Below are 15,748 nucleotides of genomic sequence, written 5' to 3' on the forward strand. Positions count from 1 at the left end.
CCATTGGCATTGGTGGCAATGGTCGTTCCCTCCCTGTTTCACCAACAAAGGGTGAAAACCGTATTCTTCATTAAATTTTAATTCTTACGTATTGATCATCCAGGTTACCTTTGATACCTTTCCAAAATTTTTGAAAGCAATATCGTCTTGATCTTGGTATAGGTCTTGATATGGTCCATATAACTATCCCTATTTTTCTCATGGGTGTTCAGATAATAGGCGTCACATTCCGTGGTATCACACTCAATGGCATTTATCATTGTCCTTTCATATCGATACAGGGTGCCCAAGCGAAGTTGGTTATCCCGCTGGATGGCCAAAAGGCTTTGGTTTACCGCAGGGTTTCCCAATAGGCGTTTTTCCAATGAAATCAAATATTGCAGTTCATTATTCATCAACTCCATGGTTTCGGTCCAATTGGAAATCTCCAACTTGTCCTTTTTAACTATGATCTGGCTTATGGACTCGTGAAAATAGGGTCTGTTCACCTGCTTCATAATACCATATTTAGGTTTATGGGTTCATTCTCCTGTTCCACATTTTCAATGCTCAATTTTTGGTTTCCAGAAGGAAACTCCCAAACTAGGGAATCCCCTTTGGCATACCCCATGACCGCTGCCCCCATGGGGGTCAGGATTGAAATATGGTTGTTTTTCACATCACTCCGACTAGGAAGTACCAATTTGAATTTTTTGTGCCATCCATTTTCGGAAATTATGGTCACCACGGCATTGAACCGGATGACATCATCCGGCATTTCCGCTTCATCCAATATCCGTGCTGTTTCCATTTCACCCACGAGCTTTTTTACCGAGCTCCTAAGGGTATTGTCCTTATAGTATCCTGATAGGTTCATCAACCGCTTCAAAAGGACATATTCTTTTTTTTCAATTACCAAACTACCGTATTTCATTATTTTTCGTTTTATGTTTTAGCCTCCATCACATTCAAATGGAACCCTAAATGGATTATTGGATTATGGAAAAATACCCCTTTGGACATACGTTTCCTCAAGTCGCTCAATGGCAATGATAAAGGCGGCTGTGCGCATATCCACTTTTTTGGATTTCGCCTTATGGACTACTTTGCCAAAGGATTCTCTCATCTTTTTTTCCAATTTTTCCAATACTTCATCCAAATGCCATATTTCTCCGTTGCGATTTTGCAACCATTCAAAATAACTTCCGATTACACCTCCGGAATTACAGAGGATATCAGGAATGATATCGACTCCCCTTTTCAAAAGGATTTCCTCGGCCTTTACATCGGTTGGTCCATTGGCTCCTTCAGCGATCAAACGGGCCTTTATCTTCGGGGCATTTTCAACAGTGATCTGGTTTCCCAATGCTGCCGGGATACAGATATCACAGTCCAGACCAAAAAAATCGGCACTGTCCATAGTATTTGCACCACTAAAGCCAAGGACACTTCCCTTATTGGCCTGTACATATTCCAATAATTTTTCAGTGGAGATGCCATCCTCGTTATATATGCTTCCATAGGCATCCTGTACCGCTGTGAGTATTGCCCCCTCCTTTTCCAGAAAGTGTGCGGCCCAATAGCCCACATTGCCAAAACCCTGTACAATGAACCTTTTGTTTTTCAAATCGACCTTTTTGTTTTCTGCCCAAAATTTAATGGTCAGGAACACCCCGTAACCGGTCGCCCTGTCCCTGCCTTCGGAGCCTCCTGCCCCTATAGGTTTTCCAGTGACCACATGTAGGTTCTTAGAACGTTCATTGGGAGATTTGGTGGACATATACGTGTCCAAGATCCAAGCCATGGTCTGGGCGTTGGTATTCACGTCCGGAGCCGGAATATCCAATTCTGGGCCTATATTGTCCCCAAGGGCATAGGTGAACCGTCTGGTGATCCGTTGCAATTCGTCCTGTGAATACTTTGTCGGATCCAATTGGATACCCCCTTTGGCCCCCCCGTAGGGCAATCCTGCCAATGAGGTCTTCCAGGTCATCCACATGGCCAGTGCCCGCGCAGCATCAATGTCCACTGTAGGATGGTAACGAAGTCCTCCCTTATAGGGGCCCAGGGCATTGTTGTGCTGAACCCGATACCCCGTGAATATTTCTACTTCACCGTTATCCATGCGGACCGGGAAATGGACAATAAACTCGTTGTTCGTCACTTCAAGGATCTTACGGATGTTCTTGTTCAGTTCAATAATGTCCGCTGCATTGTTGAACTGTCTCATGACATTGTCCAACATACCTTGTTTCAGTTGTTTTTTTTCCGATGTTATCGTTGTTGTCATTGTATAAAATTTTGGTTGCACTAGGTGTGCTTAATTACTCATCATTTCGTTTGTGACCATTATGGTCGGTCCGTCGCTTTCATCAAGTCGATGGACATATTCATTACATAATTGGATATTGGTCCTATCCGTACTTAAGGAACAATAGGCCACATGCCTGCACGTTGAGCATAGGCTCCGTACTAATTCTTTCATGGATTCTTTAAATTTTATTAATTGAGATTAGGGTATTAATTCCAATGCACAGGGTTTAGCACCTTTACCGGATAGAACGCCAGTACCAAAATCGATATTCCGATGATGACCAGAAATACCACTTCCAAATTGGACAACATCCTATTGACCCCCAAGGTTTTTTCTGATAGCTGGGTCAGCATGTCACTTTGTTCCAATTGGATTTCCTCAAGGCCATCCAAGGTTTGTCTTATTTGTGCCAATTGTGGCAATACTTTTGCTTCGGCCAACGGTTTCCCTTCTTTTGATGCATTGGTTGTCCCACTGGGTTCCAAATCGGAAAATTGACGGTCCAATCGCTCCAACAGCCTGGCCTCGTCCCGTGTCAACTTGGTTCTGGAAAAATCAGCCAACAAAGCTTTGATTTTTTCAGACCTTTCATTACCCTGCACATACTCACCTTTCAAGACTGCCACTTCCATCTCATGGGCCATATCCTGTAATTGATAGATATAATCCTGCACCACTATGCGATCATCATAAATGGATTTGACCGATGCTTGTATTGTGGAAAAATATTTCCGGTCCAACAGGTTGGATCCCAGTACCAAAAAAAAAGCGGTGGCTAGGACCAGACCGACCAATATTCGTTGTTTTATTGAAAATTTAGTTTTCATGTTTTAATCATTTAGGTATTACATCAAAGAATTATCCTCTGGATCGAAAATCCACCCGGCCACTACCTTGTTGAGCAAATAACAATTCTGGAAAACCGGGTGGACATCATCAACTAACCACCAATCATAAATCAACTATAAGGTTTGGAGCTCTCCGGACTCCATTGCCCCAAAAAAGTCGACGGCCACTATGCTATGACTGCCAAAGAACCTGTTACCATCAACTCGTTTGATCTTGATCTTTGTGGATCCATCCTTTTTTTCTTTGACGGAAGTCACCACCACTTTTTCCCCTTCCACACGTTTGTAGTTTGCGATACCCCCTCTTTTGATGATAAAGTTCGCCTTGGGGAAGTCAATATACTTGTACTTGTTCGTTTCAGGTTTCCCGATTTCGAATACATCCCCGACTTTGACTTTTGTGTTCGTTTGGGATGCATTGGCCTGTGCATGCAACAGGTTTATAGAAAACAAAAGGACAATTACATATTTAATCATAACCATAATATTTAGAATCAATAAATCACTTACTGTTCGGGTACCATCTTTTGCATGTCACCATCTGAAATGGAGAGTTTGACCTTTTGCCTACCCTGCTTTACTTTTTCGATCGTAAAAGATATTTTACTACCGGGAAGGCCATAGGTAATTCGGTCACCTTTGGAGAAACCGATCAATGATGCGCCCAAACTACTAGTCACAGAAATTTGGTTTGTCGTCGCATCTTCTTCGCCAGGAGGTACAAGCCGGAAGGAATCCCGATGGTCCGAGGAACCAACAAGGGTAACCTCGGAATACAGTCGAACAATGTCAGAGGGCATCTGGCCCTCATCCAACACCACAGCATAGTTCAAATTCAGGTCCAAGATCTCCAATACACCTGTATGGATATAATCTTCCCATATACAATTCTGTTTCATGAACTTTCTGGTCATCAGAAAATCATTCTTCTCCAAAATGAGACTGCCATACTTCATAAGGTTCTCTTATTTTCACAAATCCGTCAACCGGTATTGTCCAGATTTGGCACGTTTGGCAATCCAAAGGGCAAAGTCCGTACCCAATGTTCAAAAAAAAGGAGACGTTATTGTAATCAACTGATTATCAATACACAATTGAATATTAAAAATTTTGGAGTGGAAATGGAAACGGGGTATATTTCCCCAGTCGGCTATTTTATAACCGGTTCAATCCAGCTTATCACGCAAGGTTTTGCGATCTATCTGCAGTATTTCGGCGGCCTTGGTCTTATTTCCCTTTGTGTGCAAGAGTACCTTTTTGATATATTCCTTCTCCATTTCCCTAAGGGGTACAAGACCTTTTTGGGGGAAATCAATCCGGTATTTCAAGAACTCGGGTATATCTTCAATCCCTATGGGGCCATCCGACATGATTACCACGCGCTGGATTATATTTTCAAGTTCCCTGATGTTCCCTGGCCAGTGGTATCGTTCCAAAATCCCTAAGGCTTCAGGGCTAATTCTTGGCAGACGGTCTTTATATTCAACACCATATTTTCGGAGAAACTTTTCCACCAGCAAAGGAATATCGGATTTTCTATCCCGAAGTGGCGGCACATTGATTTCCACAACCGTAAGTCGATAATATAGGTCTTCCCTAAAGTTCTTGTTCTTGATCTCCTCCAAAAGATCCACATTGGTGGCCGCAACAATGCGGATTTCCACTTTTTCCAGTTTTCGGGACCCCACCCTGGTGATTTCCTTTTCTTGAAGTGCACGCAACAGCTTGGTCTGTACCGCCAAACCAGCTGCTCCTATTTCATCCAAAAAAAGGGTTCCTCCTTCAGCGGCCTGAAAGAATCCACTGCGGTTCTCATTGGCTCCTGTAAAGGCACCTTTTACATATCCGAAGAGTTCTGCCTCTTGGAGGTTTTCGGGGATGGCACCACAGTTTACTGCAATGAAAGGTCCTTTGGAAAACTTACCGGAATAATGAATGGCCCTTGCCACCAGTTCCTTTCCTGTTCCACTTTCCCCCGTGATCAGTACAGTGGCCCTATTGTCCCTCACGCGATCTATGATATTGAGGATTTTCTGAAAGGCGTCCGAACTGCCGACCATTCCTTCAAAACGGTTATCACTTATGTCAGGTGTTGATTGTTTCTTTATGGACAAAGGTTGTTTCTCCTTGCTGTACAAGGCCTTTTCAACGGATTGTTTGAGTTCCTCTTTGGTAAAGGGCTTGGTCAAATAATCAATTGCGCCCGATTTGATGACTTCCAAGGCCCCGTCCACCGAAGGATAGCCCGTGACCACCAATTTGGGCATTAGGGGATAATGTTCGTTTGCATATTTCAATAACTGTAGGCCATCCACTTCGGGCATTTGGATATCGGTGATCAAAAGATCAATAACACTATCCTTTAAAATATACAGTGCTTCCTTTACCGAGATGGCCTTATAGACATGGTAATCGAGTCCTTTCAACTGTCTGGAAAGAAGTTCCAGGATGTGAATGTCGTCATCGACAACTAAGATGTTCTCTTTGTGCAGTGCCATACCTAAATTTTGGGAAACTCTAGGGTAAAGATAGTTCCTTTGGGGGTATTGGGCCGGTGTGAGATCGTTCCTTTGTAACTACGCACAATACCGTGTACTACACTTAGGCCCAGTCCTGTGCCCTCACCTGTTGGTTTTGATGTATAAAAGGGTTCGAAAATTTTATCCGCATGTTCTGTTTCTATGCCCTGTCCTTCATCCGCAATTCGGATAATGGTCCTGTCTTTTGATTTGTCAAGTTCAATATGTATGGCCCCCTTCGGCGGGGAGTAATAGGCTGCGTTCATGATAAGGTTGAACAGTACTTGGGTCAGTTGAACGGTATTGGCCCGCATTTGGATATGTTCCCGGCCAAAAGATTTGACAATGTTCAGCTGTTTGGCCTTAAGGGATGGTGCCAACAAGCGTAAAACATTTTCCACAACTGCGTTCAGTTCAATCTGTTCCATCTCTTGGGGCATTTCACAAGTAAAGAACATGAGCTTTTTAACAATCTCTCGACTGAAAATAGCATTATCGATAATTTTCTGGAGATCTCTCCTTGTGGCTTCATCTCCAGTATTTTCCACGAGCAGTTCGGCAAAACCTAAAATATTGGCCAAAGGGGTATTGAGTTCATGTGCAATTCCCGCGGTGATCTCACCCATGATGTGGAACCGATCGGCTCGTTCCATTTGTCTTTTGGTTTCCTCTTCCGAATCACGGATGTGTTTGCGTTCCATCAAATTACCGATGGCCAAACAGACATTTTTGAGCAAGGTCCTTTCCTCATCCAAAAAATCTGTTACGCTAAATTCGGCAGAAGGATAGCCCACTGTTATTCGCCCCTCTACTTTGTTGAATATCTTGACATCGGAAGAATGGGAGACCATATCGTTTCCATAATTTTTGGTCTGTACCTGGTAATCCCCGATCGTTATCTGGACCGCTGCTGCCTCAGCAAACTGCCAACCCCGTTTTAAACAATGGGCAATGGCTTCAAGGGAGGTCTCGAGTTCATCATAATTTGAATTCACAATAATGGAGGTAACCTCATAAAGACAGGTCAGTTCCTTGACACGTTCTTTTAATTTTTGTTCTGTATTTGTCATAAAGCCATATATCATTTTTACAATTTAAAAAAACAATTTCCCAATCCTAATGATGGCATACTGGGCGTGGGTAAGGTTCATAAAAACGATCTGTCCCTTTATTGACAAAAATACAACATGGTCGATCATGAAAGCCCACGCCATATATTTAAAACAATTGTCCTGTCCCCTACCCAAACATCTTTTTAACCTATTTACAAAACGAAAATAGATAAAAAAGACATTTTTATCCTCTTTATGACAATTATCATGTCCCCACTTTTTGGTCAACCCTACATTTGTTCCTATGAAACCTTATATAATTCTTTTTGTGGCTCTCATCATGTTGGTCAAACCCCTTTGGCCGGTCATCGAATATGTGGCCAATTATGATTATATAGCAAAGGTGCTCTGCGAGAACAAGGACAGGCCCCAATTGCACTGCAACGGCAAATGCTATCTCGCCAAACAATTGGAGAAACAGCAAAAAGACCAGGACAAGAACCCCTTTGGGGAACAACGATCAAAAATGGAGATCCAACCCCTGGTTTTCTTTCAGTCCTTGTTGGTTTTTGATCTCGATACCCTTTTTCAGGTGTGTCCAGACAAGAATTCCTTTCGATATCAAGGAATCCATTCCCAATTGTTCATTTCCGACATTTCCCATCCCCCAGAAGTGGTCTGAACAACTTCCCTGTACACATCCCGACGCTTTAAAATACTTGTTGGGACAGTACCCCAATCCCTTTTGAATTGATTCAAAACATTTTTCAATGAAAACCACATATCCATATGGGGCATGGTCGGGCTATTTGGGCCATTTGATTTTGGCCCTCTGTCTGGGGGTCATACCATTGTCCCCACAAAAGGCCCAAGCCCAAGAACCGATCTTGGCCCCTATCATAGACTCTATTCTCCCTATTGACTTAAAGGAAGTCATCGTCATTTCTTCCTTCAACAGGGGGATTGAACACAAATCCCAACCAAAGCCCCTATCCACATTGGACCAATATTTGGAATCTTCCAAAAAGGTTTCCATGGTCAAACGAGGGGCCTATGCCTGGGACCCCATGCTCAATGACATGACCTCCGAACGGCTGTCCATCACAATAGATGGCATGCGGATCTTTGGGGCCTGTACCGACAAAATGGATCCCATTACCTCCTATGTGGATGTGTCCAACCTTTCCGATATCCATGTGGAAAGCGGCCAACAAGGGGCACGGCACGGCAATGTGATCGGGGGCGCCCTGGACATGCGTTTGGAAAAGAGCAATTTTAGGCCCTTGGGATGGACAGGTGCAGTGGAAACTGGCTATGAGAGCAACAATACTGCCCAAATTGTGGGCGGTGAGCTCAACTTTTCGAACGAACATTTCTATGTGGATACGGATCTGATTTACCGCAAAGCGGAAAACTATACGGCCGGCGGAGGTGAAGAAGTTGCTTTTTCCCAATTTGAAAAATACAACCTCTCCACAAATGCGGGATATAAAGTTTCGGAAAACCAAAAACTGTTGGCCAGTTTCATCTTTGATGAAGCCCGGGACGTAGGGTATCCCGCACTGCCTATGGATGTGTCCCTGGCACGTGCCTTTATCGGCTCCCTGAGCTGGGTACAGGACAGTTTCATCGGTGACCTGGAGAATTGGGAGACCAAACTCTATGCGAACACCATTACGCATATCATGGACGACAGTCAACGGCCCGATGTACCGATTCGGATGGACATGCCCGGTTGGAGCGACACCTATGGGTTTTACACCCAGACCGAGCTGATCTTGGATGACCATCATCTTATAGGTAAACTCGACGGCTATTACAACCGTTCCCTGGCGGAGATGACCATGTATCCCAATGATCCCAACGAGCAGGACATGTTCATGTTGACCTGGCCCGACGTACGGACCTTGAACTCAGGCATCTATTTGGAGGACAAAATTTCGCTTAAAGAAAGTTCAGTGAAGCTATCGACACGCTTGGCACTCCAAACCTTCAACGTGGCCGATGATTTCGGCTTGAACAGCCTTCGGATCTTCTATCCTGATATGGCCCAACGGCAGACCCGGGTACTAAAGAGTGTTTCCACGCACTACCACAGACAGTTCAAGGCACTTCACCTCAGTGGTGGGCTTGCGTATGGGGACCGTGCACCATCGGTTTCGGAAGGTTTTGGATTTTACCTATTCAACAGTTTTGACAACCATGACTATATCGGAAATCCTGACCTTAAGAATGAAAAGGCCCTAGAGGCCAATTTTAAAATGGCGTGGCCCATAAAAAATCTGGACATCGCCGTGGAAGGCAATTATTTCCATACTTGGGATTACATCATCGGCGAGGTCCATCCCGAACTGGACGTTATGACCATTGGTGCCGATGGGGTCAAGGTATATACCAATCTGGAATATGCCAACCTTTACAATGTGTCTTTGGACATGGTATACCAACTCACATCGGAACTGGATTGGAGCGGATTGGTCTCCTATCACAGGGGTACGGATCAAAATGGCCGTAACCTGCCATTTATAAGTCCCGTGGACTATCGTGCCCGATTCACCTATGGTGATGGAAGTTTTTCCGGTTCCCTTACCCTTTCGGGAGCATTGGAGCAAAACAACTTTAGTGCGGATTTTGGTGAGGACCGAACCCCTGCCTACACCCTGCTCTCCCTGTCCATGGGAAAAACCTTTTCGATGGGCCAGGACAGGTTGTATGCCAAGATGGGAATCGAGAATATCTTCGATACCTATTATTCCACTTATGCCGACTGGAACAACATTCCTCGGATGGGAAGGAACTTTTTCATGACCCTTTCCTATGCCATCAATTGATCTTAAAACTTTTTATCAATCCAATTAAAAATACATAACAATGAAAACCATAAAATCCATATTTGCACTTCTATTCTTGTCCATGGGGATCGTATCCTGCTCCGATAGTACGGATGATGCCATGCCCGTTTCGGACAATCCGCTTGAAGCCTTCAACCTTACCTCCAGTTTTGAGGCCAATGGGCATGTCCTGGAGCTCTATTCCGATCAGGACGGTTATTTCCTGGGCTATAACGAGGTCTATGTCCGTATCAAGGACCTTTCCACTGAAAGCTACATTCCCGATGTGACCATCGCATGGAATCCCGTCATGCATATGACCGACAAGACCCATTCCTGCCCTAGATCTGAGATTACAGCAACAGGGGATGCTACGGTCTATAAGGGCTATATTGTCTTCCAGATGGCCAGCAATACTGACGAATATTGGGAACTGAGCCTGGAATATCGTATCGGGGGCACCACCTACAATGCCACTGAACAAATTGTAGTCAATGCCCCAGTGGACGGAAAGAAAACGGTCAATGTGTTTACCGGAACGGATGATGTCCGATACATATTGGCCATGATGCCCTTTGCCCCGGAAGTCGCCGTGAACGACTTTTCGGCTGTACTCTTCAAAATGGAGACCATGATGAATTTTCCCCCGGTTGCGGATTACACGATCACCATAGATCCCCGAATGCCCAGTATGGGCAACCACAGTTCCCCGAACAATGAGGATTTGGTCTTTAATCCCGAATCGGGCAGTTACAATGGAAAACTGTCCCTGACCATGACCGGTTACTGGAAGATCAACCTAAAACTTCTCAATGGCAACGGGGATATATTGAAAGGTGAGGACATTACAGAGGAAAATGAAGAAAGTAGCCTATTTTTTGAACTGGAATTTTAATTCCATGGCATCTTAGGTTATTTGTTTGTTGGAAATGGCTATCTGATCACGGATGGCCATTTTTATGAATATAGGTTCGGGGTTTAAGAGGTTTCTGGAAACCGACTATAAAAAGATTGGGGGCGGGTCAAATAGGAAAAAACTCTTCGATGTCCTGTTTTCCGTCTATCAAGTCCAAAATGGTCGTCCTTTCCAATACTTTGATAAATTTCGCCTTGTTGGCACCCACCAATTTATGGAGTACGCAGGGATGGTCCATATCACAATCCTTAAGCCCCATGACACAGGATTTCACCCGTTTCTCCCCATCGATGACCTTTACGATATCCATAAGTGTTCTTTTCCGGTCTTCTTCGCTTAGGTAGAACCCTCCTTTGGGACCACGGGTTGAAGAAATGACACCATGCCTGGAGAGCTCCTGCAACAATTTGGCCAAGTAGGTTTCCGACACATGGATGGATTCATACATGTCCCTGACCAAAATCTTTTGGTCTTCACCGGAGTTCAGGGCCAAATACAGGACTCCCTTGATGGCATATTTGGATGAATTGGATAACATGGGCTAAATATGCTAACAAAGATTAAAAGACATTTTTATCCTTTTAATGATTTTTATCATATTTTTGATAGGTAACCCTGGTTACATTTGACAAAAATTTTTTAACCATTTATCACATGAAGACGATAATCAAAGGAATAACATTACTCTTCGCACTGATCATGATCGGTTGCGGGGGCAAACAAGAAGAAAAGAAAGAGGATGGCTTTAGCGTCCAACGTAAAAAGGCCGCTACGGAACAGCCTGTAGAGACGAACTCTTCCACTGAGACCAAGGCTTCCGAGCGGGTGGATATGTCCACCAAGGGTGTCGGCCCCATCAAATCCGTGACCTTGGCCCCAGAAATCGATCAGGCCATGGCCGACAACGGCAAGGCAGTCTATGAACAAATGTGCTTGGCCTGCCATAGAGTGGGTAAAAAATTTATAGGCCCACCACCCAATGGGGTATTGGAACGAAGGACGCCGGAATGGATCATGAACATGATCTTGAACCCCCAGGAAATGGTACAACAAGATCCCCTGGCCAAAGAGTTGCTCCAGGAATTCAACGGATCTCCCATGTCCAACCAAGGGTTGACAGAGGAACAGGCCCGTGCCATTCTTGAATACTTCAGGACATTAAAATAAACCATATGAAATCAACCATTAAACTCAGTGCACTCGGGCTGATCTTATTACTGGTACTCAACGTCAGCTGTAAGGATAGGGCCCAAAACGAAACAACCGCTTCTGACCAAAACGAATCAGGGGCAATTATTGAGAGTAACAAAGGACAGGCCTTTATCGAAGATGATGCCTCCTCTCCCAATGTTCTCCAAATCGCCATCGGGTCACCCGACCATAGTACTTTGGTTGCAGCGGTCCAAGCCGCAGAATTGGAGAATGCCCTGGTCAACGCAGGACCCCTTATGGTATTTGCACCCACCAATGCCGCATTTGATTCATTGCCTGCAGGAACTGTGGAAGATCTTTTGAAACCCGAGAACAAGGAGGCCTTGGCCAACATTCTCAAGTATCATGTGACTCCGGGCAACTATTCCAAGGACTTCTTGAAAAAATTCAAGAAGCTGGGGCAGGCAAACAACCAAAATGTCCCTGTGGAGGTCAAAGGTGACGATGTCTTTGTCGGAGGGGCCAAGATCATTGCCAGCATACCTGCAGGTAACGGAATTGTCCATGTTGTGGACAAGGTCATCCTACCTCCTGCCCAATAACTGATTAACACCAAAAAAACGAATAAATCCTAACACAATGAAAGTAAAACACCATTTAATACCGGCACTTGGAGCAGCTTTGATGCTTGTTTCCTGCGGCCAACAGAACCAAAGTTCCAACGGGGCCCTATCCTCCAGTGCCGCCGAAAAAGTATATGTAGCTCCCGGGGAGCAGGATGAATACTACGCCTTTCTTTCTGGAGGATATAGCGGTAACCTAACCGTTTATGGATTACCATCAGGGCGGATGTTCAAGGAAATCCCTGTCTTCTCCCAATTTCCCACATCGGGTTATGGCTATTCCGAAGAGACCATTCCCATGTTGAACACTTCCCATGGATTTGTGCCCTGGGACGACCTGCACCACCCTGATATTTCCCAGACCAACGGAGAATTGGATGGCAGATGGATCTTTGTGAACGGGAACAATACCCCTCGTATCGCTAGGGTGGATCTGGGCACCTTTGAAACTGCTGAAATTATCGAGGTTCCCAACAGTGCGGGTAACCACAGTTCCTCCTTTATCACGGAAAACACCGAATATGTGGTAGCCGGTACCCGCTTTGCCGTACCTGTACCACAGCGGGACATGTCCATCAGTGAATATAAAGGAAACTTTAAGGGCGCCCTTACCTTTATAAGTGTGGATCCCGAGCATGGTCACATGGCCATCAAGTTCCAATTATTGATGCCAGGGTTCAACTACGACCTATCCCACCCTGGAAGGGGTAAGTCTCACGGCTGGTTTTTCTTTACAACCTATAATACAGAGGAGGCCAATACTCTTTTGGAAGTGAACGCCTCCCAAAACGACAAGGATTTCATTGCTGCCATCAACTGGAAAAAAATCGAGGAATATGTGAACAACGGTGGAGGCACCAAAATGCCTGCCAACTATGCCCACAACGTGTATGATGAACACTCCCATACCGGGACAACAACCATGAGGGATGAAGTGCTTACCGTGGATCCCACCAAGGTGCCCGGAGCGGTATTTTTCCTTCCCACACCAAAATCACCCCATGGTTGTGACGTCGATCCAACCGGACAATACATTATTGGCAACGGAAAACTGTCAGCAGATCTGACGGTTCATTCCTTCGATAAAATGATTGCCGCTATAGAAGGGGGAAAATTTGATGGGGAAGCCTATGGCATTCCAATCCTAAAATTTGAGGACGTATTGGCCGGACAGGTAAAGAGTGGTGGACTAGGTCCATTACACACCGAGTTCGATGGTAAGGGCAATGCCTATACCACGTTCTTTATCTCTTCCGAAGTCGTGAAATGGCAGTTGGGCACTTGGGAGGTTATCGATAGAAAGCCCACTTATTACTCCGTGGGACACTTGATGATCCCCGGTGGTAATTCCAGAAAGCCTTTCGGCAAATATGTGGTGGCCATGAACAAGATCACCAAGGATCGTTATTTGCCCACTGGACCTGAAATGGAACACTCTGCCCAACTTTACGACATCTCCGGGGACAAAATGGAATTGATTTATGACTTCCCTACCCACGGGGAGCCTCATTATGCGGCAGGATGTCCAGCGGAACTTTTGGCGCCAAAGTCACAAAAAATCTATCGCTTGGATGAAAACAGACACCCTTACGCAGTAACAACGGCGGATGGGGCCAAGGTAGTCCGGGACGGCAACGAGGTTCACGTGTACATGTCCACCATACGTAGCCACTTTACACCGGACAACATAGAAGGTATCAAGGTGGGTGATAAGGTCTATTTCCACATCACCAACCACGAACAGGACTTTGATGTCCCCCATGGTTTTGCCATTCTTGGCCAGAACTCTTCAGAACTGCTCGTAATGCCGGGGCAAACCAAAACTTCGGTCTGGGAGCCCAAACAAGTTGGGGTATGGCCATTCTATTGCACGGACTTCTGCTCAGCTCTGCACCAAGAGATGCAAGGATATGTCAGGGTATCCCCTGCCAATTCAAACGTGGAACTTAAATGGTCCCTTGGTGAGTGATTCGGATTGACTCATCAATGAACAAAGCGGGCTGTGTCCATGACCTGCCCGCTTTTTTTACAAATTGAAAAACAACCGTCTACCAAAAAACCGAACTCAGTTTGTAACCCTTAAATCAAAAAAAATGAAAAAGGCTAGTATATTAATGATCATTGGCCCGTTCTTCTTATTGGGATTGTATGTCTTCCCACTCTGGAATATCATGTTGGGAGCACCCCAATATCCCGACCCATTGGGCTTGAACATCCATATCAATGGGCTACAGGGCGTTAACGAATTTGACATTCAAAACATTGACGGATTGAACCACTACATCGGCATGCACACACTTCCCAAAGTAGAGGATATGTGGGAATTTGGAACCTTTCCAATAATAATCGGAATCATGGTTGGGCTTGGGGTATTAATAGGCGTATTAGGTTTTCTGGAAAAGGTAAGCTACAAATGGTTCTTGGGTTGGTTCGCATTGATGTCCCTAATGGGCATCATGGGCATGTACGATTTCAATGAATGGTTAGTGGACTACGGCACCAATTTGGACCCCAATGCCATTATGAAATTGACCAATCCTGATGGAACCCCAATGACCTACAAACCCCCATTGTTGGGCCATGTGAAGATGTTGAACTTTGATGTTACCTCTTTGCCCGCTACAGGTGCATGGCTGATGTTCCTAGGCATGATGATGACCTTGGCAGCCGGGTTCCTCGGATGGAAAGACAAGAAAACTAAAACTTGACCCATGAAAAAACAACTATTGCCATTGATACTGACATTGGTACTTTTGATAGCATGCACTGTAGGTCCCAAACCGATTGATTATGGACACGTAGCCTGCCACTATTGTAGTATGACCATTGTGGACAAACAACATGCCGCACAGCTGGTCACCACTAAGGGGAAGGTCTTCAATTTCGATGCCGTGGAGTGCATGATGAACCAGTTAAAAGATTGGGACGAATCCACCATTGCCCTGTTCTTGGCCAATGATTTTGACCGGCCTGGGGAGCTGATCGATGCCACCAGTGCCACCTATTTGATCAGCGAGAACATCCCGAGCCCCATGGGCGCCTATCTCAGCGCCTTTGCAGAGGAAGGGGCTGCCCGGCATGCCCTGGAGGGCAATGGAGGGCAATTACTTACTTGGAATGAATTGAAACAACAATATCAATAGTGAAACAATTACACAACTATGTATAAAATAGATATAGACAATACCATTGCCCAACAACCCTTTGACGGACTACAGATTGAAAAACTGGCCAAAACTGAATCTATGGAAATCTTGAGCATCAGTTTGGCCAAGGATGCCATCTTTCCTAAGCACACTTCCCCTAAAGATGCCCATTTGGTCGTTTTGGAGGGTTCCATTGATTTCCACATCGAAAACCAAAGCGTCACTTTATTGCCACAGCAACACTTTGGTTTTTCCAAGGAAGTGGAACATTGGGTAAAAGCCCTTGCAGATGCCAAGTTTTTGATTATCCGATAAAGAAATCATAGCTTCATAAGCCATAAGGTCGCCTTTGGGCAAACCAAACAATA

General features: G+C 45.0%; 18 protein-coding genes. 9 read left to right on the top strand and 9 right to left on the bottom strand.

The annotated features are described in order from the left end of the window. Window positions 1-104: 104 nt before the first annotated feature. The 8 genes from DB398_RS04400 to DB398_RS04435 all read right to left on the bottom strand — a co-directional run bounded on the left by DB398_RS04400 (window position 105) and on the right by DB398_RS04435 (window position 6,730). Window positions 105-497 (bottom strand): hypothetical protein, encoded by a 393-nt coding sequence (locus tag DB398_RS04400; RefSeq protein ID WP_108423173.1) that lies wholly within the window; start codon window positions 495-497, stop codon window positions 105-107. Next, window positions 494-913: a GreA/GreB family elongation factor gene (locus DB398_RS04405; RefSeq protein WP_108423174.1), complete on the bottom strand. Its 420-nt coding sequence runs from the start codon at window positions 911-913 to the stop codon at window positions 494-496. Before DB398_RS04405 ends, DB398_RS04400 begins: the two co-directional genes overlap by 4 nt. Before the next feature lie 63 nt (window positions 914-976). Beyond that, the gene (locus tag DB398_RS04410) at window positions 977-2,269 is read right to left on the bottom strand and encodes a Glu/Leu/Phe/Val family dehydrogenase (RefSeq protein WP_108423175.1); all 1,293 of its coding nucleotides are present in this window, start codon (window positions 2,267-2,269) and stop codon (window positions 977-979) included. Window positions 2,270-2,499: 230 nt separating this feature from the next. Then, window positions 2,500-3,120: an MCP four helix bundle domain-containing protein gene (locus tag DB398_RS04415; protein WP_108423176.1), complete on the bottom strand. Its 621-nt coding sequence runs from the start codon at window positions 3,118-3,120 to the stop codon at window positions 2,500-2,502. A 135-nt stretch (window positions 3,121-3,255) separates the two neighbouring features. Further along, the gene (locus DB398_RS04420) at window positions 3,256-3,618 is read right to left on the bottom strand and encodes a hypothetical protein (protein ID WP_108423177.1); all 363 of its coding nucleotides are present in this window, start codon (window positions 3,616-3,618) and stop codon (window positions 3,256-3,258) included. Window positions 3,619-3,647: 29 nt separating this feature from the next. Continuing rightward, window positions 3,648-4,097 (bottom strand): GreA/GreB family elongation factor, encoded by a 450-nt coding sequence (locus DB398_RS04425; protein ID WP_108423178.1) that lies wholly within the window; start codon window positions 4,095-4,097, stop codon window positions 3,648-3,650. Window positions 4,098-4,307: 210 nt separating this feature from the next. Beyond that, window positions 4,308-5,639: a sigma-54-dependent transcriptional regulator gene (locus DB398_RS04430; RefSeq protein ID WP_072880134.1), complete on the bottom strand. Its 1,332-nt coding sequence runs from the start codon at window positions 5,637-5,639 to the stop codon at window positions 4,308-4,310. Between the two features lie 2 nt (window positions 5,640-5,641). Further along, a complete protein-coding gene (locus tag DB398_RS04435) occupies window positions 5,642-6,730 on the bottom strand; it encodes a sensor histidine kinase (protein ID WP_072880477.1) in 1,089 nt (362 codons plus the stop codon). Between the two features lie 286 nt (window positions 6,731-7,016). Here DB398_RS04435 and DB398_RS04440 point away from each other — a divergent pair, with 286 nt between their 5' ends. From DB398_RS04440 to DB398_RS04450, 3 genes are all read left to right on the top strand, one after another. After that, entirely contained in the window at window positions 7,017-7,394 is a 378-nt protein-coding gene (locus DB398_RS04440; RefSeq protein ID WP_108423179.1) for a hypothetical protein, read from the top strand. A gap of 88 nt (window positions 7,395-7,482) precedes the next feature. Then, window positions 7,483-9,543 carry a TonB-dependent receptor plug domain-containing protein gene (locus DB398_RS04445; protein ID WP_108423180.1) on the top strand — a complete coding sequence of 687 codons (2,061 nt, stop codon included), beginning with the start codon at window positions 7,483-7,485 and terminating at the stop codon, window positions 9,541-9,543. A 40-nt stretch (window positions 9,544-9,583) separates the two neighbouring features. Continuing rightward, window positions 9,584-10,438 carry a hypothetical protein gene (locus DB398_RS04450; RefSeq protein ID WP_108423181.1) on the top strand — a complete coding sequence of 285 codons (855 nt, stop codon included), beginning with the start codon at window positions 9,584-9,586 and terminating at the stop codon, window positions 10,436-10,438. Between the two features lie 127 nt (window positions 10,439-10,565). Here DB398_RS04450 and DB398_RS04455 read toward each other — a convergent pair whose 3' ends face one another. After that, window positions 10,566-10,997: an RrF2 family transcriptional regulator gene (locus DB398_RS04455; protein WP_108423182.1), complete on the bottom strand. Its 432-nt coding sequence runs from the start codon at window positions 10,995-10,997 to the stop codon at window positions 10,566-10,568. A 116-nt stretch (window positions 10,998-11,113) separates the two neighbouring features. On the opposite strand from DB398_RS04455, the gene DB398_RS04460 reads away from it, so the two are divergent. The 6 genes from DB398_RS04460 to DB398_RS04485 all read left to right on the top strand — a co-directional run bounded on the left by DB398_RS04460 (window position 11,114) and on the right by DB398_RS04485 (window position 15,695). Beyond that, window positions 11,114-11,626: a c-type cytochrome gene (locus DB398_RS04460; protein WP_108423183.1), complete on the top strand. Its 513-nt coding sequence runs from the start codon at window positions 11,114-11,116 to the stop codon at window positions 11,624-11,626. Between the two features lie 5 nt (window positions 11,627-11,631). Next, on the top strand, window positions 11,632-12,213 hold the full coding sequence (locus DB398_RS04465) for a fasciclin domain-containing protein (RefSeq protein ID WP_108423184.1): 582 nt from the start codon (window positions 11,632-11,634) through the stop codon (window positions 12,211-12,213). 37 nt (window positions 12,214-12,250) lie between these two features. Continuing rightward, window positions 12,251-14,203 carry a Sec-dependent nitrous-oxide reductase gene (gene nosZ / locus DB398_RS04470; protein ID WP_108423185.1) on the top strand — a complete coding sequence of 651 codons (1,953 nt, stop codon included), beginning with the start codon at window positions 12,251-12,253 and terminating at the stop codon, window positions 14,201-14,203. Between the two features lie 124 nt (window positions 14,204-14,327). Further along, on the top strand, window positions 14,328-14,942 hold the full coding sequence (locus tag DB398_RS04475) for a hypothetical protein (protein WP_108423237.1): 615 nt from the start codon (window positions 14,328-14,330) through the stop codon (window positions 14,940-14,942). A gap of 3 nt (window positions 14,943-14,945) precedes the next feature. Then, window positions 14,946-15,377: a nitrous oxide reductase accessory protein NosL gene (locus tag DB398_RS04480; protein ID WP_108423186.1), complete on the top strand. Its 432-nt coding sequence runs from the start codon at window positions 14,946-14,948 to the stop codon at window positions 15,375-15,377. A gap of 18 nt (window positions 15,378-15,395) precedes the next feature. Then, a complete protein-coding gene (locus DB398_RS04485; protein ID WP_108423187.1) occupies window positions 15,396-15,695 on the top strand; it encodes a cupin domain-containing protein in 300 nt (99 codons plus the stop codon). Window positions 15,696-15,748: the final 53 nt, after the last annotated feature.

The organism is Flagellimonas amoyensis, from assembly GCF_003058265.1.
Lineage (GTDB): Bacteria > Bacteroidota > Bacteroidia > Flavobacteriales > Flavobacteriaceae > Flagellimonas > Flagellimonas amoyensis.

Coding starts and splice junctions, on each gene's coding strand:
- DB398_RS04420 (WP_108423177.1), bottom strand. CDS start 3,618: ATGATTAAATATGTAATTGTCCTTTTGTTTTCTATAAACCTGTTGCAT.
- DB398_RS04485 (WP_108423187.1), top strand. CDS start 15,396: ATGTATAAAATAGATATAGACAATACCATTGCCCAACAACCCTTTGAC.
- DB398_RS04425 (WP_108423178.1), bottom strand. CDS start 4,097: ATGAAGTATGGCAGTCTCATTTTGGAGAAGAATGATTTTCTGATGACC.
- DB398_RS04465 (WP_108423184.1), top strand. CDS start 11,632: ATGAAATCAACCATTAAACTCAGTGCACTCGGGCTGATCTTATTACTG.
- DB398_RS04475 (WP_108423237.1), top strand. CDS start 14,328: ATGAAAAAGGCTAGTATATTAATGATCATTGGCCCGTTCTTCTTATTG.
- DB398_RS04450 (WP_108423181.1), top strand. CDS start 9,584: ATGAAAACCATAAAATCCATATTTGCACTTCTATTCTTGTCCATGGGG.
- DB398_RS04410 (WP_108423175.1), bottom strand. CDS start 2,269: ATGACAACAACGATAACATCGGAAAAAAAACAACTGAAACAAGGTATG.
- DB398_RS04460 (WP_108423183.1), top strand. CDS start 11,114: ATGAAGACGATAATCAAAGGAATAACATTACTCTTCGCACTGATCATG.
- DB398_RS04400 (WP_108423173.1), bottom strand. CDS start 497: ATGAAGCAGGTGAACAGACCCTATTTTCACGAGTCCATAAGCCAGATC.
- DB398_RS04455 (WP_108423182.1), bottom strand. CDS start 10,997: ATGTTATCCAATTCATCCAAATATGCCATCAAGGGAGTCCTGTATTTG.
- DB398_RS04440 (WP_108423179.1), top strand. CDS start 7,017: ATGAAACCTTATATAATTCTTTTTGTGGCTCTCATCATGTTGGTCAAA.
- DB398_RS04405 (WP_108423174.1), bottom strand. CDS start 913: ATGAAATACGGTAGTTTGGTAATTGAAAAAAAAGAATATGTCCTTTTG.
- DB398_RS04435 (WP_072880477.1), bottom strand. CDS start 6,730: ATGACAAATACAGAACAAAAATTAAAAGAACGTGTCAAGGAACTGACC.
- DB398_RS04415 (WP_108423176.1), bottom strand. CDS start 3,120: ATGAAAACTAAATTTTCAATAAAACAACGAATATTGGTCGGTCTGGTC.
- DB398_RS04430 (WP_072880134.1), bottom strand. CDS start 5,639: ATGGCACTGCACAAAGAGAACATCTTAGTTGTCGATGACGACATTCAC.
- DB398_RS04480 (WP_108423186.1), top strand. CDS start 14,946: ATGAAAAAACAACTATTGCCATTGATACTGACATTGGTACTTTTGATA.
- nosZ (WP_108423185.1), top strand. CDS start 12,251: ATGAAAGTAAAACACCATTTAATACCGGCACTTGGAGCAGCTTTGATG.
- DB398_RS04445 (WP_108423180.1), top strand. CDS start 7,483: ATGAAAACCACATATCCATATGGGGCATGGTCGGGCTATTTGGGCCAT.